The organism is Bradyrhizobium sp. 190 (assembly GCF_023073415.1).
Classification (GTDB): domain Bacteria; phylum Pseudomonadota; class Alphaproteobacteria; order Rhizobiales; family Xanthobacteraceae; genus Bradyrhizobium.
Genome location: NZ_JADPJL010000065.1, coordinates 460,348 through 479,526 on the forward strand (window position 1 = coordinate 460,348; position 19,179 = coordinate 479,526).

The window sequence follows — 19,179 nt, forward strand, 5'->3', positions numbered from 1 at the left end:
GCACGATGACTGACTCTCCATTTCTCCAGTCTTTCGTGGCTCCGATTTGCCGATTTACAGGAAATCACGATGTTACTGTAGAGGAGCTCTACGGTACGTGCTTTCTTATTGGCTCCGATGGAATTTTTCTTACGGCTCGACATGTGCTCGAAAAGGTCTTCACCGAAATCAAAGCACGTGGTGGTTCTGCGGGAGCTTTTCCGATGCAAGTCGTTTCTGATCGAGTAGTGAGTCTCGCGGCAACAATTCTGGATTATGAATTCGCGCCTGAGCCCTTTGACATAGCTGTATTCACCACTGCGTATCGCTCCAACACGCCATTCCGCCTCGTCCAGCGAACGGTCGAAGTTTGGCAGGATGTTGCCGCAATGGGATATCCTGCGTCGAACGTGCACAAGTCTGCGGAGAGACTTGAAATACAGCAGCGTGCCCACAAAGGATACATTCAGCGCTGCATTCCTGCCGGACGTCTACACCCAGGCAACCACCCAAATTGCTTTGAACTGAACTTTTCTATCACTAACGGGCTCAGTGGATCGCCTTTGTTTATCTATCGAGGCGCCACTGATGAGGTAATCGGCGTATGCACGCATTCTCACGAGTCGCGCATCGTGCTCCATTCACATATGGATGTAATTGAGGAAAATGCAGAATTTCATGAAGTGATATCACGCGTCGAAGAGTTTGGAATAGCGCAGGATCTTCGCCCGTTGATCGACTGGGCACCCGGCTGTCTGAATGGCCGTACGATTGGTCAAGTAATGCAGCAGGTTTAGGATGGGTGGAGCGGAACGATACCCCATCACTGTGACAATGGGGTCTCGCTTCGCTCTACCCACCTAAACCCTTACTCCGCGATCGCCCGCTACACCGTCCAATAATGCGGATGCGGGCGCGAGCGGTCGCCCCAGTCGAAGGATTCTTCATCGAGTTCGGACGGGCCGGCGCGCAGATCTTCCGGCGTCACATCGGTTTGGTAGGCCTGACGCGCGGGATCGAATCTGAGGGCGTCCCACCGGATCGGACAATGGTGGTGGCTGCCGAGCAGCCCTCCGGTCTTGATGACGGCGTAGGCTACCGTTCCGCTGGCCTTGTCGAGCATCAGGCGTTCGATGAAGCCGAGCCTTGTGCCGTCGCGCCCGTAGACGCTCACGTGCTCGACGCGATCACTGGGCACCAGGGTATGAGGCATGGCGTCCTCCCCGTTTTTGTCTGTTTTCTCCTTGGCATTATAGCACAGGCGGGCCCGGCATGTGCGGTGTCCGGTCGCCGCGGCGCACGGACGCATGTAGGATGGGTAGAGCGCAGCGAAACCCATCAATCCCGCGCGCGGAGGGAGGATGGTATCGCTTCGCGCTCCACCCATCCTACGGCCTCTACCGCCGCAGAAACGTCCCGAACGCGCGGGGCCCGTCGCCGACCTTGATCTCGCCGGTCACCTTCAGCTCGGTCGCATCGATCACGCTGATCGAGTTGCTTTCCCAGTTCGCCACGATGATGCGCCGGCCGTCCGTCGTCGCCGCGATCCCTTCCGGGTAATCGCCGACCTTGACGCGCTTGACCGGCGCCAGCGTTATGAGATCGAACACGCTGACGGTGCCGTCATACTGGTCGGTGACGAAGCCGCGCCCTTGCGCGAGTGCGACCGCATAGGGGCGCAGGCCCGTCTTCACGCGCCCGATCTCGCTGTTCTTGGCGATATCGATCACGGACACGTCGTTCGAGCCGACATTGGCGGTGTAGGCGCGCCGGCCCTCGGCATCGATGGTCATGCCAAACGGGCGCTCTCCGACCTTGATCGTGGCCCGCCGCTGGCGCGTCGCGGTGTCGATGACGGACACGCTGTCGGCGTCGCGGTCCGCCGAGAGCAGGAGCCGCCCGTCCGGCGTCACCGCGAGGCCCGACGGCGAGGCGCCGACCGCGATATCGGCGATCACGCGCTGCGCTACCGGATCGATCACCCGCACCGCCGCGGCGTACCAGTCGGCCACGTAGACGGTGGCGCCATCCGGCGCCACTGCGACACCGAGCGGACCACCGCCGGTGTTGATCCTGCCTACGACCCGGCGTGCGGCGGCATCGATCACCGTCAGCGCCTTGGCGTCGGGGCTCGTCACATAGGCGAAGCGTCCATCCGGCGTGATGGCGACGCCCGCGGGCTTGCCGCCAATCGCGATGGTTGCGACCGGCTGCAAGGATGTGAGATCCACGACCGTCAGGTTTTCGCTGAGCTGATTGGTGACGAAGGCTTCCTCGGCCCACGCCTGCCCGGTCCAGGCGGTACCGATGCTGGCGACGAGCGCCGCCAGAGCGATCGGCCGCACGATCAGCTTCCGCTTTCGACCTTCTTCTTCAGCGCCTCGAGGCCCGCGCGATAAAGCCCGCTCACCGCCTTCACGGCGGCCTGGTCGCTCAGCTCCGGCGGCGGATCGTTGTTCGGAAAGCCGCGATAGAACGCGCCGGCCCACTCCAGGCTGCTGCCCTTGCCGTCGGCGCTGGGGGTTACGGTCAGGGTGGACGAATAGTTGGTGACCGGCAGCACCTTCACATCCACGGCGGTGATCCGGTACGAATAGGTCATCTTCTCGGCATCGTATTTGTAGAGTTCCTCATCGACGGTCGCACCATCAGCCAGCGTCAACCGCCGCGTGGCCTCGATCGCGTTGCCTTTGTCGCCCGCGGTCTTGCTGACCGGCGGCAGCCAGCTCATGTCCTGAAAATTGCCGATCGCGGCCCACACCTTGGCCGGCGGCGCATTGATCTCGATCGATTCCCGCACCTTCTGGCGGGTCGGCCCATGCGCCCAGGCTGCGCCTATCACTGCCAGCGCCGCCACCACGGCCCCCACCCTCGCGAGCGTCGTCCTCATGTCGCTTCCTCACTGTGTCTTGTTGGCCCGCGCTAGCCGCGCAGCGGCGTTACCGTAACGCATTTTCAGACCAAAGGAGGCTGGTTTGTGGCAACGCCTGGACGCGCGGGTTGCGTCGGATAATACCGTAGGATAGGTGGAGCGAAGCGATACCCATCACTTCTTGAAATGGCGGGTTTCGCTTCGCTCTACCCACCTACGTGCTCACTCCTCCATCGCCGCTTCCACAAACCCCGCCGGGTCCTGGCAAAATTCCCGCATGACCTTGTAGTGATCGGTCTCCTTCACCGTCACTGGCTCCAGCCCGTACTTCGTCAGCCGCAACAGCGTCGCGTTCGGATACGCCATCAGCATCGGCGAGTGCGTGGCCATGATGATCTGGCAATGGCCGATATTCTCCATCCGCCGTATCAGCTTCAAAAACTCGATCTGGCGCGCGGGCGACAGCGCGGATTCCGGTTCGTCGAAAATAAAGATGCCCTGTTTCTGGCAACGCTCCTCGAAGAAACGCAAAAACCCTTCACCGTGAGAATGGGACAGGAAGTCCGGCGGAGGGCCTCCTCCCATTGGATATTTCTGGGCCATCTCGTCTAAGTATCGGGCAACCGAGAAAAAGCTTTCGGCACGGAAAAACCAGCCATTGGTGATTTTGGGTAGCCAGCTCGCCCGCAACGCGCTGGACAATCGGCCTCCCATTTTTTCCAACGCCCATGAGTGGTCGACCGTCATGTACCCCTTGCCGCCGCCGGCTTCGTCATAGCCGGCGAGCACGGCGATGCCCTCGAGCAAGGTGGATTTGCCGGTGCCATTCTCGCCGACGATGATCGTGATCGCCCGGTCGAAACTCAGCTCGAAATCATCGCGCAGCAAGGGCAAGCAGAACGGATAGGCCTCGCGGTTGGTGATCCGCGATGGCTCGAGCCAGATGCGCTTGAGATATGGCGCCGGCAGGTTGATTGGGCGATTTCGTTTGGAAGCCATTGGCTCGGATCCCGGGGAAACAAAGTGGTTCGACACGGTTATACAGGGAAAGTCGTACAATCCTAGATGGCACGCCCGCCATGCAAAGCGCCACCTACACCCTCTTCCGCAACGCCATCCTCGGCGAGCAGCAGATCGTCTGCCGCTACGACGGCCGCCTCCGCGAACTATGTCCGCACATCATCGGGACCAACAAGCGTGGCGACGAAGTCGTTCTGGCCTGGCAGTTCGGCGGCGAGAGCTCAGGGCCGCTGCCGCAGTGGCGGTGCCTGAAGCTGGCCAACGTCAGCAATGCCTGTGCGCGCCAAGGCCGTTGGCATGAGGGCGGGTCGCATCGCACGACGCAGACCTGCGTCAGCGATATCGATCTCGATATCAACGTTCACGTCCGCAAGCGGCGTTGAAGCGACGCTGCGCAGGAGGGCTAGACCGTTTGGACCGCCAAATGCCGTCTGGGGCGCTGCGCCAAGCCGTAAAGCCATTGCGCAGGGGAGGCCGGAGTGTTTTCGCTGAACCTGTATGCTCGTGTGCGTTTTTGTTTGCGCTGCGCCCTCTATTCATTGCGAGCGAAGCGAAGCAATCCATGCGCCGCCGCAAAGAAAGAGTGGATTGCTTCGCTTCGCTCGCAATGACGTGGAGAGGCCGCCGCGCATACTAAACACCCGCACACGCGCGCGTAACGACCTCAATCGCACGAACACAGTCACAGCTCTCTCGCAGATCGAGAACACATCACGCGCCACACGCCGCCGCACTGCTGTCGAAATAGCAACCTGCCCGCGCCAATGCGCGGACGCGCTTCGGTCCAATTTTCGCCGGCATACGCAACGTATGGTTAACCCGCAAGCGAACGTTCTCACATCCGCGCAAACGTCGCTTGCAGACGGCTCTTCGGGGGCGCGTTCGCGCCCGCTTTCACAAACGATACGTCACCATGCCGGTGCGATCGGTTCGCTATCGAGCCCGCAGGGGGTTATACGAATGTTCAACTTTAGGGGACAAGAAATGAAACAACTACTTCTAGCTGGTGTGGCCCTCTCGGTCGCGACCGCGGCCTCGGCCGCCGACATGCGGGCGCGGCCCTATTCCAAAGCGCCCCCGGCGGCTGTGGTTGCGGCGTATAACTGGTCCGGCTTCTATATCGGCGCGATGGGCGGCTATGGCTGGGACAGCGGGGATGCCAGCGGCGGCTTCGGCGGCGGCACTATCGGCTACAACTGGCAATTCCCAGGCAGTCAGTTCGTTTTCGGTCTCGAAGTCGACGCCGCCGGCGCCAGCATCAAGGACAGCCTCACCCTAGACGACGGCTTCGGCATCGTGGCCACGGAGGAGCTCAAGATCAACTCGTTCGGCAGCGTGACCGGCCGCGCGGGCTTCGCATTGGATGCGGCCCTCATCTACGCCAAGGGCGGTTATGCGTGGGCCAACAGAAAGGACTCCGTTTCAGTGCCAGCGTTCGGCGTGTCGATTTCGGATAGCCAGTCTCACACTGGATACACCATCGGCGGCGGCCTCGAATATTTGTTCACGCCGAACTGGTCGGCCAAGGGCGAATACATGTACACCAGCCTCGGCGGCAAGACCTACAATCTGGGCGGCGAGCTGTTTGACTCCGGCACCATCGACTTCCACACCATCAAGGTCGGGGTGAACTATCACTTCAGGTAAGTCGAGAACTGTAGGGTGGGCAAAGCGTAGCGTGCCCACCCTACGGGCCCTCACTCTGGGCTCACACAACCTCGAGCACCAGCTCCATCGTCATCAGCACCGGATTGTCGCCGCGCATCAGCCGGCCTTCGGCGATGCCGCCGAGATAATCGACCAGCGCGACGTCGAGCTCCGCCTGCAGCGTGCCATCAGCGCTGGATGCGACGGTGCCGGCCTTGATCGCGAGTTCGGTCGCAAACGGCACGACACTCCGCCCATCGGTGAAATGCGCGCCAATGGTGGAACCGACGCCGCCGTGAATCCGCGCGCGCAGGATTCCGTGCTGCCGGCAGAAGGTCTCCAGCGCCGCGGCAAAATCCTGATTCGGTCGTAGCCGCAGCGCGAAGGCGCGGCGCTCGGCCTTCACATCCGTGCCAGCGCGCGCGACGGGACCGAACAACTTGAAATTGGTCTCGGCATCGGGCTCGGCCACAAACATCGCGCCGTCGATGCCGAACGCTTCTACCGCGAACGATTCGGCGACGATGCTCTCCTCGGGCAGAATGTGGCCGCCGTGCAGATGTCCGTCGGCCTCAGTCCACAGCCCATGGCAATGGAAGAACGGTGCACCATCGCGCTCGCCGAGCGTCATCGCGCCGAGCTTGAGCCGCGTAATGCCGGAGGGCCGAAAGGTGTCGCTGTAGAACGCCGCATTGGCGCCGGTCTTCGACAGCGCCGGCATCACATAGGCGAACGGCCCAAGCGCCCCTCCCCGCATGCTCAACACGCCACCTGAGAATCCAGCTTCCGCAAAGCCGCGGCGCGCGGCCTCCAGCAGCGGCAGGCCGGCGGCAAGCGTGAATGAAAACGCCCGGCCCCGCGCCTCGACCCATTGGATGCGTTCGGGCACCGCCGCGCCGGGCTGGTCAATGCTGCGCATCCCTCAGGTACCCGTCGACTTCGCAACGAGCTCAAGCAACCCTCGCGCCTCGAGTTCATCGCGGACCAGCCGCTTCGGAATCTTGCCGTAGCCGGATTTCGGCAGCGCCTCCCAGAAGAAGAAGCGCTTCGGCATCTTGTAGCGCGGCACCTTCGGCGCCAGGAACGCGGCCAGCTCCGCCTCGCCCACCGCGGCCGCGCCTTCGCGTGCGACGCAGACGGCAACGCCGACCTCGCCCCAGAACGGGTCGGGCACACCGAGAACGGCGACCTCGCCGATCGCCGGGTGCGTGAGAATCTTCTCCTCGACCTCACGCGGATAGATGTTGGAGCCGCCGGAGATGTACATGTCCGAGGCGCGGCCGGTGATATAAACGAATCCCTCCTCGTCCATGTGGCCGAGATCGCCGGTACGAAACCAGCCGTCGCGAAACGCCTTCGCGTTGGCCTCGGGGTTGTCGTAGTAGCCGGCGAACACGGCGGGACCAACCACGCAGATCTCGCCGGTCTCGAAGGGCTTGAGCTCGCGCCCGTCGTCGCCCTGGATCGAGACCTGCATGCCCGTGCGCTCGAAGCCGCAGGTGCCGATGCGAGCCTGCGGGCCGTCCTCAGGGTCGTGCAGGCTGGCCGGCATCACCGTGATGTTGCCGGTAACCTCGCCGAGACCGAAATACTGCACCAGCACCGGGCCGAGCTTGGCGAGCGCCGCCTTCTGGTCCTCGCGATACATAGGTGCACCGGCATAGATCACGAAGCGCAGCGAGGAGTGATCGAATTTATCGACTGCGGGATGCTCGACCATCATCTTCAAAATGGTCGGCACCGTAAAAATGTTGCTGACGCGGTGCGCCTCGATCAACCGGAACGCTTCGGTGATATCGAATTTCTCCGAGGGCAGCAGGATGGTCGGCACGCCGCGCGCGGCCTGCACGAGCTGGTGCACGCCGGCGCCGTGCGACAACGGCGCGACCACCAGCGAGGCATCGGTCTCCGTCGTGCCCGGCATCAGGTCGGCGAGATGATTGGTGACGACGAAGGCCATCTGGCCATGGGTGAGGACCGCCGCCTTGGAGCGGCCGGTGGTGCCCGAGGTGAAGAAGAACCAGCAGGGATCGTCGTAGTCGACCGCCGCATTCTCGACCCTGGCGCCGGCCTGCGACGCGATCGCCTCGCTCACCGCCCGCTCGCCAAACGTCCCCTCGCCGATCCGCCAGATGAATTCCAGCGCCGGATTGGCGGCCGCCGTGGCGTGATCCGGAAAATCGCCATGGCACAAGAAAGCCTTCGCGCCGGAGGCGGTGGCGAGATAGGCGACCTCGTCCGGCATCAGGCGAAAATTGGTCGGCACCCAGACCGCGCCAAGACGAAAGGCCGCGAACATCGACCAGAACATCTCGTCGCAATTCTTGGAATGGACCAGGATGCGGTCGCCCTTGACGACGCCCCGCGCGGCGAGGCCCGCCGCCAGCGCGGAGACGTGACCATCGATCTCGCGCCAGGTCCAGGATTTGTCGCCCCAGATAAAGCCGATGCGGTCGCCATGGCGGCGGGCATTCTGGGTCAGCATATGCGCCAGATTCATCACCCGGCGCGACATCCGCGCCAGGCCGCCGCGCGGGGTGGGATTAGTCACGGTTTCAGTCACAGGGAATCAACCATCACGCTTCGAAAAACAGACATGGAACACCTCATGGCAACGATAGCAGAAAGCCCGGCACCTGCTCAAATCCGCCGCGGGCCGACGTCACCGTACGCCCGTCCCCTTGCAACGCTGGCACTTGACGACCCTGTCACCCTTCTTCAGCAAGCCCTTGCCCTCGCAATTCTTGCATTTCTGCTTCTTCTTGATGTTGGGGCCTTTTTCATTGGCCATGATAATCCCCGGCAAGTGTTGCACGCATCACCATAGCCAACTCCGCACTCCCGTCCATAAGCCCGCAAACGGTTTAAGGGATCACCATGGTTACCCGTCGAAAGCTGATATTGTCAGGCACAGCCGCCGTGCTGGCCGTTACCTTGCCGCACCCTGCGTTTGCGGCCGACGACCCCGCCGGCATCCTCACCGCGATCTACACCCGCGTGGCCAAGGGCAAGGGCGGGGGCGCGTTTGTGATCCAGACCAAGGCCGCGAAGGCAAAGTATCTGTCGAAATCGCTGATTGGGCTTTGGGCCAAGGCGGATGCCCGCACGCGAAAGGGCGATGGCGGGCCGGTCGGTTTCGATCCCGTCACCAACTCGCAGGACCCGGACGTGAAATCATTCAAGGTGGCTGCAGAGAAGCAGGAGGCCGACAAGGCCGTCATCGCCGTCACGATCGACAGCCACCAGCGGCTGCGGCCGAAGGTAGCCGACCAGACCATTCGCTATGATTTCGTCCGTGAGCCCGGCGGATGGAAGATCGATGAGATCAAAGGTGCCGTGGACGGCGAAGCGTGGTCGCTCCGCGCAATAATCACCGACTTTCTAAAATACTAGAACCTTGAACGGTTGCCTGCCGATCCTGCAGGACCGGCAGGCCATCATCGTAAATTACTGCGGATGGTTGGCCAGTTCCTGGTCGCTCAACCGCCAGTCCTGCCAGAGCTGAAGCGCGCCTAGCAGGACGACGATTGCACCGAGAGCAACATGCCAGGCCCGAAGCACGTCGTCACCGGCATAGCCAAGGACGAATGGTGAGGCCATCAGCCAGAGGCCGAGCGCGATCTCGCCCACCTCCTCCCAGCGCTGCAGTGCGACATATTCGAGCTGGGCCAAGCCGAAGACCAGCATACCCACCACGAACGTATTGAGGATCATGGTGCTGCGTTCGGCGTCCATCACATCGTGGCTGGAGAAAGGAAACCACGGCGATATCACGATCAGCACGCCAAGCAGCATGCCGAACCAGTCTTCCCACGTGCGATGTTTGTTGAAGAAACCAAAGCCCGACATAGTAAACCTCCCCTTGAAAAGAGGCATACGTCGGCGGCCGCGATCACAGCATTTCCGATATCGAACCCAGACCCGGCCGCTTCGGCGGCGTATGTCATCCGAAAGACGTAGGAACCCCATAACCCCTTGCAAGGCCTCGCCTGCAAAGATCGCGCGAGCGGAAACCGCCTGCGCCCCTGTTGCGCTGCACCAGCCGTTGCAGACTGATCTCCAGCGCCTTGCGGAAATCGGCAATCGCGCCCGCTCGATCGCCGAGCCGCATCCTGGGCCTGGCCACGGTTGTTCCAGGAATAGGCGTCGGCCGGATCGTATTGCAGCGCCTTCCCCCTTCGTCGCCCCCCTTCGTCGCCGGTTTGCATCGGTGGGTTCACGTCCCTAAATGAGACGGTGAATCATTTGGGAATCGCCGCATGGCCGTCCGCGACAACAAGGCTCAAAACCGCTTCGAACTCGACGTCGACGGTGCGGTGGCGTTCGCGAATTATCGCGTCACGCCCGCGGCTGTTATCATCACCCATACGGAGACGCCCCGCGCGCTGCGTGGCCGTGGCATCGCTTCCGAACTGGTCAGGGGCGCGCTCGAACTGATCCGCGCCGACGGACGCAAGGTCATCGCCGGCTGCGGCTTTGTCGTGGATTATCTACGCAGAAACCCGGAATTTGCCGACCTGATGGGGTGACACCGTAGCCCGGATGGAGCGAAGCGCAATCCGGGATAAGTCTCTCGCCGCGAGAAGTCCCGGATTTCGCTTCGCTCCATCCGGGCTACGTATCCGTCACGTAATCCGGATCGACATATCCGGCAGGCCGTCGAGCTTGCACAGCAGCACGTCGCCCTTCACGACCGGGCCGACATTTTCCGGCGTGCCCGAATAGATGATGTCGCCGGCCTTTAGTTCGAATGCTTCCGAAAGCTTGGCGATCTGCTCCGCCACGTTCCAGATCATGTTTCGCAGATCGGAGTTCTGCTTGACCGTGCCATTCACCGCCAGCGAAATCGCGCCCTTGGTGAAATGTCCGGTCTTGGCTGCGGGGTGAATCGGCCCGAGCACGGCGGAGCGATCGAAGCTCTTGCCGATTTCCCATGGCTTCTTCTCGTCGCCCATCGCGCGCTGCAGATCGCGCCGCGTCATGTCGAGGCCGAGCGCATAGCCGTAAACGTGGTCGAGCGCCTTGTCCGCTGAGATGTTGATGCCACCCGATTTCAGCGCCGCCACCAGTTCGACCTCGTAATGATAGTTCTTGGTGAGCGAGGGATAGGGGTGATCGCCGACACTCCCCATCGCGACGTTCTGGATCGCGTCGGTCGGTTTCTGGAAGAAGAATGGCGGCTCGCGATTGGGGTCAGAACCCATTTCGCGCGCATGCGCGGCATAGTTTCGCCCGATGCAATAGATCCGCCGCACCGGAAATACATCAGTCTCACCCACGATCGGGATGGTCGTTGTGCCAACCGGAAAAATCGATTTCGGGCCAGCCTGCGCTGCGGCCGTGCCGGCCTCCACGCCCGCGGCGGCCAGCGCCAGCGCGACCGTTGTCAGGATGGTCCTGCGATCGACATTGCTCATTGGCGTCCTCCTTGTTCTGCGAGTCTTCTTGTCCCGCCAGCATCTACAGCGTTTTCTCCACGAAGTGGATACCGTTTGCGCGTTGTTGCATTGCAATTGCACCAAAAAAGAAGGCCCGCGTCGCCGCGGGCCTTCTTATGTGTGAACCGGGTTATGTGTGAACCGGGCGAAGCGTCAGTGCTTGATATCAGCCGGCAGCTTGCCGCCATTGGCGGCCAGCTTGGCCATGACCTGCTTGTGCAGCCAGATGTTCATGCTCGCGGAATCGTTGCTGTCGCCGGTGTAGCCGAGCTCCTTCGCGAGATCCTTGCGCGCAGCGAGGCTGGAATCGATGTCGAGCGCCTTCATCAGGTCGACGATCGAGGTACGCCACGCCAGCTTCTCACCCTTGGCGGTCACCGCCTTGTCCAGGATCGGCGCAACGTCGACGGTCGCGGCAGCAGGTGCAGCGCCCGCACCAGACGATCCAGCGCCCGCCGCCTCGCCGCCGCCGGCAGCTGCGCCGCCGGCCGGTGCAGCGTCAGCTTTGGTGCCGAAGATACCGCTCATGATTTTTCCGAAAATACTCATCGTTCGCTCCCAATGACTTGTAGCTGGGTGACTTGAAGATGGTGAGTCTTTAGCGGCACTGTTTGACCGGCAGCGCCACGCCGGGATCATTCATGAGTTTAACCACCCCGACGTGACTTGCCAATGTAACATTCACCTAAGCGTGAGTGCGTTTGTTCCTGTTTGGGGGTACGCTGTCAGCTCAGTTCGCGACATGGCCAGTTTCGCGTCTGGCCTGATCGTGATCGTTTTATGAAACGGCGCTTGGCGTCTTTCGGTTGGCGCACAATGCGACCCACGAGGGAGTCAGCGACCATGGCGACATCTCACGGCAATGTCACATCGATGGCGCAGGGCGGACCAGACACCGCCGCCGCGCCCGTTATCCGAACCATCGGCCTATCGGAACTCCATCGGGCCTTGCAACTCGGCTGGGAAGATTTCAAAGCCGTGCCAAGCCACGCCATCATCCTGTGCATCATCTATCCCGTGCTCGGATTGATGCTCGCACGCGCCGTGCATGGCTATTCGGTGCTGCCACTGCTGTTTCCGCTCGCCGCCGGCTTTGCCCTGCTCGGCCCGTTTGCTGCGCTCGGCCTCTACGAAATGAGCCGTCGTCGCCAACGCGGCGAACAGGCAACGGCCTGGGATGCGCTCGAGGTGCTGCGCTCGCCGTCATTTGGTGCGATGCTTGGCCTCGGCGTGCTGCTGCTGACGCTTTTCGTGACCTGGGTGACCACCGCGCAGGCGATCTACATCGCCGCGTTCGGCTATGCAGGCTCGACCGGTATTTCCGATTTCGCCGAACGTGTGCTGACGACGCCGCAGGGTTGGTGGCTGATCGTGGTCGGCTGCGGTGTCGGCTTCCTGTTCGCCCTCGTCGCGCTGTGCATCAGCGTGGTGTCGTTCCCGTTGATGCTCGACCGTCATGCCGGCGCCGGCGATGCGATGGTGACCTCGCTGCGCGCGGGTGCACGCAATCCCGTGCCGATGGCAGCCTGGGGATTGATCGTCGCGGTGCTGCTGGTGGTGGGATCGTTGCCGGCCTTCCTCGGCCTTGCCATCGTCATTCCCCTGCTCGGGCACGCCACGTGGCATCTCTATCGGGAGACGATTGAGCCGGAACTCAATCCGCAGCCGCTTCCGCCCCGCGCGCACCGCGAACGCAAGCCTGCCGCCGATTTCCCCGCCAATCTGTTCCCCTGGCGGCACAAGAACAGCGCGTAGGGTGCAGGGAACTCGATTTGAAAAGACCGCCGGTCGATACCTGACCGGCGGTTTGCCATTCGCGATGCGCAGCAGCGCCCGGATGGCAGGTTAACGATGAATTGACCGTCCGGACAGCAATGCATGCAAAGCCGTGATGAGAAGCCTTGTTTTGGCCGCTCTTGCTTCGAACATTCGGTGTGGTTTCGACACTAACGTCGATGGCGAATCGACCTTGGAGCGAACGACACGATGACCTCTCGCTTTTCCATCCGCGCGTTGACCATGGGCGCGCTGCTGCTGACAGTCGCAGCGCCTTCGTTCGCGGCGCCCTGCGGTACCGGCTCGTTCGAAGCCTGGCTCGAGGACTTCAAGAAGGAAGCCGCCACCAAAGGGATTTCGGCGTCCGCAATTCAGACCGGCCTGACCGGCGTCGTCATCGACAAGAGCGTGCTGGCCCGCGACCAGTCGCAAAAGGTCTTCACGCAAAGCTTCGAGGAATTTTCCGGCCGCATGGTCCCGCCGCGGCTTGCACGCGGCGCCAACATGCTCAAGCAATACGGCTCGGTGCTCGGGCGCATCGAACAGGCCTATGGCGTACCGGGCGAGGTGCTGGTGGCGATCTGGGGCCTGGAAACCGATTACGGTGTCAACATCGGAAAATTCCCGACTATCCGCGCGCTGGCTACACTCGCCTATGATTGCCGTCGCACCGACATGTTCAAGGCCGAGTTGATGGATGCGCTTCGCATCGTTGAGCGCGGCGATATCGCCCCTCAGGAAATGCGCGGCGCGTGGGCCGGTGAAATCGGCCAGACCCAGTTCATGCCGTCGTCCTACATCAAGTTCGCAGTCGATTTCGACGGCAATGGACGTCGCGATCTCCTGCGCAGCCCGCCGGACGTGCTCGCCTCGACTGCAAACTTCCTCGCCGGCCATGGCTGGCAAAAGGGCAAGGATTGGGAGCCCGGCAGCGCCAATTTCGCCGTGATCAAGGAGTGGAACAAGAGCGAGGTCTACGCGAAGACCATCGGCTCTTTCGCCACGCAGCTTTCGCGCGCGCCTTGAACAGAACAATTCAAAGGGCCGATCTCAAGTCGATCGGCCCTTTGCAGGCCAATCTACTTCGCAGTACCCACGTGCATCGCCTTGCTCAGATGCGCTGCGCAGGCACCCGCCTTGCCGTTCAGCATGGCATCCTGCGCAGCGGCAATTTCCTTCTGAGCGGCGATCTTGCCCTCGCCGTCCGCCATGTTCTCGATCATTGTTTCAGTCTTGCTCAGATTGTCGCCGCTGCAGCCCGCTTTTACTCGCGCGGCGTCGGCTGGAGAGACGGCATATGCCAGGGCAGCTATCGCAATGGCTGCGAGCAATTTGTTGAGCATGGTAACTCCCGTTTTGTTTTTGGACAGACAGCGTCATTGCTGCCTGCAAAAGCAATTGTTCGCCGAAGCGGGAGAACTTCAGAATGAACTTCGCGCGAGGTTGTGAGCGCAGCGCGCAGAGGCCTTATGCGGAATCGTGCTTTTTCATTACGGTCTGGTAACGAAGGCAGGCGCGTCTTGCGACGATCGCCTTCGATCGCGTTATCAATCATTCCACCGCAACGATAGTCGACAGCGGCAAGCGCACCAGCGACGCAGACGACGAGCGATAGGCCGAATGAGTCGGGGCTACCTCGTGCATGACACGCCGCAAGGCACCCGCGCACATGGTCCGTTTCGCGTGGGCCGTGTTGACATATTAGCCTGTCAGACACATTCGCCGTCGCTGCCGAGCCTTGAATTCAGCGTAATTCGCGACCTGTAATAATGAATATATATTCATTCCTGAGCGATGGATTGCATGCGATTCGCGCATAAGAAAGTTTCAAAAAGACCGTCATTTGAAGCACATTTCGTGCGCACCCGGCGCTTGCGGACTTCTGTACAGCCTTCCTGATTGCCACTTGGCAGACGGCAAGGGTTAATCTTGAAATTACAAAAACCCGCAAATTTACGGCATAAATTGCATGAACAGGGCACGCCAGCGAGGACGCGGGTCGCCTGATCCGACAGCCATGCGCAAAGGTTAAGCGGATCCTACCGTAGTCATGCGTTCTAGGATTAGCTGCACCGCAACATCGGAACTTCTGCACTGCGGTATCTAAGTCTATATTCATTTCAACGATGAAGCCGTCCTCCAAGAGCTGAATCGAAACTGCAAGGAGACTACGATGTTACTCTCGCTCATCCGCATGATCCAGGCGTTCCGGGATTATCAGCGCAATGTCAGCGAACTGTCCCAGCTCAGCGATCGCGAACTGGCCGATATCGGGCTCGATCGTTCGGACATTCCGCGTGTTGCCGCCGGGACCTATACGGCCTGATTTTTTTCAGCCGCCTGACGAACGGATAACGCCCGCCCCGCTGCGGGCGTTGTCGTTTCCAGTCTTTGGTTTGACGCGTTTTCTTCACGCGAACCGGCATTCCACCCACGGATTGAGTCCGAGGGCATGCTTTGCTCGAAAACGCTATGGTAGGTGCACTAGACCTGAAAACGCGCTAACCCTGCGCGCATGATTTCCTCAACTCCCCAAACTGACACCGTCCATGTGATTGGCGGCGGTCTAGCCGGTTCGGAAGCCGCCTGGCAGGTCGCCAATGCGGGCGTTCGCGTCGTCCTGCATGAGATGCGCCCGTTGCGGATGACCGAGGCGCACCGCACCGAGGGCCTCGCCGAACTCGTCTGCTCCAATTCGTTCCGCTCGGACGACGCCGCCAACAACGCCGTCGGCCTGCTGCATGCCGAGATGCGCCGGCTGGGCTCGCTGATCATGCGCTGCGCCGATTCCAATCAGGTGCCCGCGGGCGGGGCGCTGGCGGTTGACCGCGATGGATTCTCCGCAGCCGTCACCCGCGCCCTGCACGACCATCCCCTGATCGAAATCGACCGCGCCGAAATCGCCGGTCTGCCGCCTGCCGAATGGAGCAATGCGATCGTCGCGACCGGCCCCCTCACCTCGGCGTCGCTGGCCGAGGCGATTCGCGAGCTGACGGATGAGAACGCGCTGGCGTTCTTCGATGCGATCGCCCCGATCGTGCACAAGGATTCCATCGACATGTCGGTGGCGTGGTTTCAGTCGCGTTACGACAAGGTCGGGCCCGGCGGCACCGGCGCCGATTACATCAACTGCCCGATGACGAAAGAGCAGTATGACGCCTTTGTCGCCGCGCTCCTGGCCGGCGAGAAGGTGGATTTCAAGGATTGGGAGACCAACACGCCCTATTTCGACGGCTGCCTGCCGGTCGAAGTGATGGCCGAGCGCGGCCACGAGACGCTGCGGCACGGACCGATGAAGCCGGTCGGGCTGACCAATCCGCACAACCCGACCGTCAAGCCCTACGCCATCGTGCAGCTGCGGCAGGACAACAAGCTCGGCACGCTCTACAACATCGTCGGTTTCCAGACCAAGCTGAACTATGGCGCGCAGCAGCGCGTGTTCCGCACCATTCCGGGCCTCGAGAACGCCGAATTCGCCCGGCTCGGCGGCCTGCACCGCAACACCTTCCTGAACTCGCCAAAACTCCTCGATGGGCAGTTGCGCTTGCGCGCACAGCCGCGGCTGCGCTTCGCCGGCCAGATGACCGGCTGCGAGGGCTATGTGGAATCCGCCAGCATCGGCCTGATCGCAGGCCTCTACGCCGCGGCAAACGCGCGGGCGCAGTCGCTCGAACCGCCGCCCGTGACCACGGCGCTGGGCTCGCTGCTCGGGCATATTACCGGGGGCCATATCGAGACGTCAGAGGCCGGAACGCGCTCATTCCAACCGATGAATATCAATTTCGGTCTGTTCCCGCCGCTTGCGAGCTTGCCGACCAAGAAAGCGGATGGCACGCGGCTGCGCGGCAATGAGAAGACGGTTGCCAAGAAGCAGGCGCTCAGCGCCCGGGCGCTCACCGATCTCGATCGCTGGATCGCCGATCATCTTCGTGTAGCGGCGGCGGCGTAACACCATGAGCTTGCCGAAAGATGACGCCGCCATTCTGTCGGCGCGATGGACCGAAGGCGTGCTGCTGAAGCGCGACGTGTTCTCGACCGTCGAACGCGGCCGGTTTCGCGATGATGCCGGCGAGGTCGACGCGGTGCTGCGCCGGCTCGATCAGGTGCCGCTGTGGTCCTACCCGCTCGCCCGCCATCTGTTTGCCCGCGAACGCCGCGCGCTGACGCTGGCGCGCGATCTCGACGTTGGCCCGAAACTGCTCTGGGCCGGCCGAAATGCGCTGGTGCGCGGCTTCATCGACGGCGTCGCGCTGCATCTGGCCAAGCCCCATGGCGAGCTCGCCTATTTCCGCTCCGCCAAGCTGGCCCTGCGCAAGCTGCACCGCGCCGGCATCTGCCATAACGATCTAGCCAAGGAGCAGAACTGGCTGCGCGGCAGCGATGGCCGCGCCTATGTGACCGATTTTCAACTGGCGGCCTGCTTCAAGACAAGAAGCCGCCTGTTCCGGATCGCGGCCTATGAGGATTTGCGCCATCTGCTGAAGCACAAACGCAGCTATGCGCCACAGGCGCTGACCCCGATGGAGCGCAAGATTCTCGCGCGCAAATCCTTGGTCGCCAGCATCTGGCTCAAGACCGGCAAGAAGGTCTACCAGGCCGTCACTCGCGGCCTGTTCAACTTCACCGATCGCGAAGGTGGCGGCCGCCGGCTGGTCAACGACGCGCCCGTCCTGATCGACCTGATTAGGAAGAACCCTGACGTGCGCGACACCGCCATTGTCGCATTCGCCGACCGCCGCACCGGCGTGGGGCTGTACGCTTTTGTCGAGGCCGACAATGTCGCGCTGGAAAAGCAGTTGCGCAGCGAACTGTCCTCTGCCAAGGGCGTCAAGCCACCGGAGCATATCCAGGTGGTGCACGCCTTGCCGCGCGATGCCGCCGGCAAGCCGCGCACCGAGATTCTGCAACTCGTCGCGATGAACCAGCTCGACCTGATCGAGCCGCTGATCACGAGCGAGGTCGACCGCGCGTTCCTGAAAGACATTCTGGAGAGCCGCAAGAATTTGCGGGACCGGTTCAATTTCGAGAGCAGCGAGTTGAACTCGCGTTAGGTACTCCAGCGTCATTGCGGCAGAAATCGTAGGGTGGGCAAAGGCACGCAGTGCCGTGCCCACCATCAAGCGTCATCCTGATCTGCAGATGGTGGGCACGCTCCGCTTTGCCCACCCTACGATTCTTGCCGCAATGACGGTCTGAGCTTCGCTACCCGCCGAACTCCCGCGATCGCGACGCCCGCCACAACGTCCACAAGGTCTGCAACCGCGACGTCGTGTACGGCACGAAAGGATCGACGTCCGCACGCGACATGCGCTTCAGATCGTGGCGGACCAGCGCCAGCGGCAGGAACACCGGCCGCACCTGCGGCGGCACGTGTGAGAGCAGCTCGAAGGCCGTGCCGAGATGCTTTCGGGCGTCTCCCACCAATTGATCGATCGCGGCGCGCGCATTTGGTGTCTGCTTGCCGGAAAAAACTTGCTCCATCCCGCTGCCGTGTTGCTGCAGCAACTGCAGCGGCAGGAGCAGTTGCCGCCGCGCGGCATCGAGCGGCAGCGCTGCGATGACATGCGCCATGCCTTGGGCCAGCCCGGCATGGCGCGCGATATGGTCGATCACGGCCGATGGCGGCGTTACGATCCGCGCGCCGAGCGAGAACAGCACCGAGGAGGTGTCGGTGACATAGCCTTCCAGCGCCGCCATCGACGGCATCGGATCGTTGTAGAGGTCGAACTGATGCTCCTCGATCAGCCGCGACAGCGGCTCAACCGGCAGGCGGAATTCGCCGATGGTCTGCAGCAGTTCGGCCGCGACCGGATTGCCTTCGACGCCGCCATGGCCGGCGCCTTCCAGCATGTCGGTCCACCATTGCAGCCGTATTTCGCCCGGCAACGGCTGGCTGACCTGCTCGCGCACGCGCGATATCTCGACATTGAAGGCGTAGACCGACAGCAGCGCGCGGCGCTGGCTCGCCGGAAGAAACAGCGTCGATGCGTAGCGGGCGAAGTCGTGCGTGCGCACCAGATCGGCGCAGAACGCGGCGGAATCCTTCGACGTCGCCGCCCCGCTCATGGCACCGCGATCAACGCCGCCGCGACCCGCCGGCGCTCGCCCAGCATGATGTTGTAGGTGCGGATCGCAGGTCCGGTCTGCATCGCATCGAGCACCACGCGCACGGCGCGCAGCGCCTCACGAAGGCCCCGCGGCGGCACCCAGACTTCAGTGCCGGTGCCGACGATCAGCGTGTCGATGGAATTGGCGGCCTTGAATACGCGCGCAAGCGAATATTCGTCGATCTCCGCAGGCCTGGTCACCTGCCAGGTCCAGATCGCATCCGGCAGGCACAACAGCGAGCCGCGATGCGACATGTCGGCGAAGGCGAAGCCACCCTTGCCGTAGGCTTCGATCGGCGCCGACCTCGGAAGATGCGGAGCGTCCGAGGATGTGGCCATG

The 19,179-nt window shown here is 62.2% G+C and carries 23 protein-coding genes; 10 read left to right on the top strand and 13 right to left on the bottom strand.

The genetic code is table 11. From position 1 onward, the window contains the following. Positions 1-5: 5 nt before the first annotated feature. Positions 6-776 carry a serine protease gene (locus tag IVB22_RS34120; protein WP_247521531.1) on the top strand — a complete coding sequence of 257 codons (771 nt, stop codon included), beginning with the start codon at positions 6-8 and terminating at the stop codon, positions 774-776. Between the two features lie 89 nt (positions 777-865). Here the strand turns inward: IVB22_RS34120 and IVB22_RS34125 are convergent, their stop codons facing one another. The 4 genes from IVB22_RS34125 to IVB22_RS34140 all read right to left on the bottom strand — a co-directional run bounded on the left by IVB22_RS34125 (position 866) and on the right by IVB22_RS34140 (position 3,850). Then, the gene (locus IVB22_RS34125; protein ID WP_247521532.1) at positions 866-1,192 is read right to left on the bottom strand and encodes a PRC-barrel domain-containing protein; all 327 of its coding nucleotides are present in this window, start codon (positions 1,190-1,192) and stop codon (positions 866-868) included. Positions 1,193-1,376: 184 nt separating this feature from the next. After that, positions 1,377-2,324 carry a cytochrome D1 domain-containing protein gene (locus tag IVB22_RS34130; protein ID WP_247521533.1) on the bottom strand — a complete coding sequence of 316 codons (948 nt, stop codon included), beginning with the start codon at positions 2,322-2,324 and terminating at the stop codon, positions 1,377-1,379. Between the two features lie 2 nt (positions 2,325-2,326). Then, on the bottom strand, positions 2,327-2,869 hold the full coding sequence (locus tag IVB22_RS34135; protein WP_247521534.1) for an SRPBCC family protein: 543 nt from the start codon (positions 2,867-2,869) through the stop codon (positions 2,327-2,329). A 204-nt stretch (positions 2,870-3,073) separates the two neighbouring features. Beyond that, the gene (locus IVB22_RS34140) at positions 3,074-3,850 is read right to left on the bottom strand and encodes an AAA family ATPase (RefSeq protein WP_247521590.1); all 777 of its coding nucleotides are present in this window, start codon (positions 3,848-3,850) and stop codon (positions 3,074-3,076) included. A gap of 80 nt (positions 3,851-3,930) precedes the next feature. Here IVB22_RS34140 and IVB22_RS34145 point away from each other — a divergent pair, with 80 nt between their 5' ends. Both IVB22_RS34145 and IVB22_RS34150 read left to right on the top strand, forming a co-directional pair. Continuing rightward, positions 3,931-4,254 carry a hypothetical protein gene (locus IVB22_RS34145; protein ID WP_247521535.1) on the top strand — a complete coding sequence of 108 codons (324 nt, stop codon included), beginning with the start codon at positions 3,931-3,933 and terminating at the stop codon, positions 4,252-4,254. A gap of 601 nt (positions 4,255-4,855) precedes the next feature. Next, positions 4,856-5,518 carry an outer membrane protein gene (locus IVB22_RS34150; RefSeq protein WP_247521536.1) on the top strand — a complete coding sequence of 221 codons (663 nt, stop codon included), beginning with the start codon at positions 4,856-4,858 and terminating at the stop codon, positions 5,516-5,518. Between the two features lie 61 nt (positions 5,519-5,579). Here IVB22_RS34150 and IVB22_RS34155 read toward each other — a convergent pair whose 3' ends face one another. The 3 genes from IVB22_RS34155 to IVB22_RS41470 form a co-directional block, all read right to left on the bottom strand. Next, entirely contained in the window at positions 5,580-6,437 is an 858-nt protein-coding gene (locus IVB22_RS34155; RefSeq protein WP_247521537.1) for a PCC domain-containing protein, read from the bottom strand. A 3-nt stretch (positions 6,438-6,440) separates the two neighbouring features. Next, positions 6,441-8,069, bottom strand: coding sequence for an acyl-CoA synthetase (locus tag IVB22_RS34160; RefSeq protein WP_308200489.1), 1,629 nt, complete (start codon positions 8,067-8,069; stop codon positions 6,441-6,443). A gap of 111 nt (positions 8,070-8,180) precedes the next feature. Then, positions 8,181-8,309: a hypothetical protein gene (locus IVB22_RS41470; RefSeq protein ID WP_256467493.1), complete on the bottom strand. Its 129-nt coding sequence runs from the start codon at positions 8,307-8,309 to the stop codon at positions 8,181-8,183. Positions 8,310-8,395: 86 nt separating this feature from the next. Here IVB22_RS41470 and IVB22_RS34165 point away from each other — a divergent pair, with 86 nt between their 5' ends. Then, positions 8,396-8,911 carry a DUF3828 domain-containing protein gene (locus tag IVB22_RS34165; RefSeq protein ID WP_247521538.1) on the top strand — a complete coding sequence of 172 codons (516 nt, stop codon included), beginning with the start codon at positions 8,396-8,398 and terminating at the stop codon, positions 8,909-8,911. A gap of 54 nt (positions 8,912-8,965) precedes the next feature. Here the strand turns inward: IVB22_RS34165 and IVB22_RS34170 are convergent, their stop codons facing one another. Beyond that, positions 8,966-9,367: an SPW repeat protein gene (locus IVB22_RS34170; RefSeq protein ID WP_247521539.1), complete on the bottom strand. Its 402-nt coding sequence runs from the start codon at positions 9,365-9,367 to the stop codon at positions 8,966-8,968. 410 nt (positions 9,368-9,777) lie between these two features. Between IVB22_RS34170 and IVB22_RS34175 the strand changes: the two genes are divergently transcribed. Further along, positions 9,778-10,047, top strand: a complete 270-nt coding sequence (locus IVB22_RS34175; RefSeq protein WP_247521540.1) for a GNAT family N-acetyltransferase — start codon at positions 9,778-9,780, stop codon at positions 10,045-10,047. Between the two features lie 96 nt (positions 10,048-10,143). Here IVB22_RS34175 and IVB22_RS34180 read toward each other — a convergent pair whose 3' ends face one another. Next, on the bottom strand, positions 10,144-10,935 hold the full coding sequence (locus IVB22_RS34180; protein WP_247521541.1) for a fumarylacetoacetate hydrolase family protein: 792 nt from the start codon (positions 10,933-10,935) through the stop codon (positions 10,144-10,146). Between the two features lie 174 nt (positions 10,936-11,109). Then, on the bottom strand, positions 11,110-11,505 hold the full coding sequence (locus IVB22_RS34185; RefSeq protein ID WP_247521543.1) for a DUF3597 domain-containing protein: 396 nt from the start codon (positions 11,503-11,505) through the stop codon (positions 11,110-11,112). Between the two features lie 294 nt (positions 11,506-11,799). Here IVB22_RS34185 and IVB22_RS34190 point away from each other — a divergent pair, with 294 nt between their 5' ends. Both IVB22_RS34190 and IVB22_RS34195 read left to right on the top strand, forming a co-directional pair. Beyond that, positions 11,800-12,711 carry a DUF2189 domain-containing protein gene (locus IVB22_RS34190; protein ID WP_247521544.1) on the top strand — a complete coding sequence of 304 codons (912 nt, stop codon included), beginning with the start codon at positions 11,800-11,802 and terminating at the stop codon, positions 12,709-12,711. A 231-nt stretch (positions 12,712-12,942) separates the two neighbouring features. Beyond that, a complete protein-coding gene (locus IVB22_RS34195; RefSeq protein WP_247521545.1) occupies positions 12,943-13,758 on the top strand; it encodes a lytic transglycosylase domain-containing protein in 816 nt (271 codons plus the stop codon). Between the two features lie 53 nt (positions 13,759-13,811). Here IVB22_RS34195 and IVB22_RS34200 read toward each other — a convergent pair whose 3' ends face one another. Next, the gene (locus tag IVB22_RS34200) at positions 13,812-14,075 is read right to left on the bottom strand and encodes a hypothetical protein (RefSeq protein ID WP_247521546.1); all 264 of its coding nucleotides are present in this window, start codon (positions 14,073-14,075) and stop codon (positions 13,812-13,814) included. 830 nt (positions 14,076-14,905) lie between these two features. Here IVB22_RS34200 and IVB22_RS34205 point away from each other — a divergent pair. From IVB22_RS34205 to IVB22_RS34215, 3 genes are all read left to right on the top strand, one after another. Further along, positions 14,906-15,058 carry a DUF1127 domain-containing protein gene (locus tag IVB22_RS34205; protein ID WP_247521547.1) on the top strand — a complete coding sequence of 51 codons (153 nt, stop codon included), beginning with the start codon at positions 14,906-14,908 and terminating at the stop codon, positions 15,056-15,058. Positions 15,059-15,247: 189 nt separating this feature from the next. Further along, complete coding sequence (trmFO, locus tag IVB22_RS34210; protein ID WP_247521548.1) at positions 15,248-16,681, top strand: methylenetetrahydrofolate--tRNA-(uracil(54)-C(5))-methyltransferase (FADH(2)-oxidizing) TrmFO; 1,434 nt, start codon at positions 15,248-15,250, stop codon at positions 16,679-16,681. A gap of 4 nt (positions 16,682-16,685) precedes the next feature. After that, positions 16,686-17,783, top strand: a complete 1,098-nt coding sequence (locus IVB22_RS34215) for a serine/threonine protein kinase (RefSeq protein WP_247521549.1) — start codon at positions 16,686-16,688, stop codon at positions 17,781-17,783. 151 nt (positions 17,784-17,934) lie between these two features. Here the strand turns inward: IVB22_RS34215 and IVB22_RS34220 are convergent, their stop codons facing one another. Beyond that, a complete protein-coding gene (locus IVB22_RS34220; protein WP_247521550.1) occupies positions 17,935-18,798 on the bottom strand; it encodes a phytoene/squalene synthase family protein in 864 nt (287 codons plus the stop codon). Further along, on the bottom strand, positions 18,795-19,178 hold the full coding sequence (locus tag IVB22_RS34225; protein WP_247521551.1) for an Mth938-like domain-containing protein: 384 nt from the start codon (positions 19,176-19,178) through the stop codon (positions 18,795-18,797). Before IVB22_RS34225 ends, IVB22_RS34220 begins: the two co-directional genes overlap by 4 nt. Position 19,179: the final 1 nt, after the last annotated feature.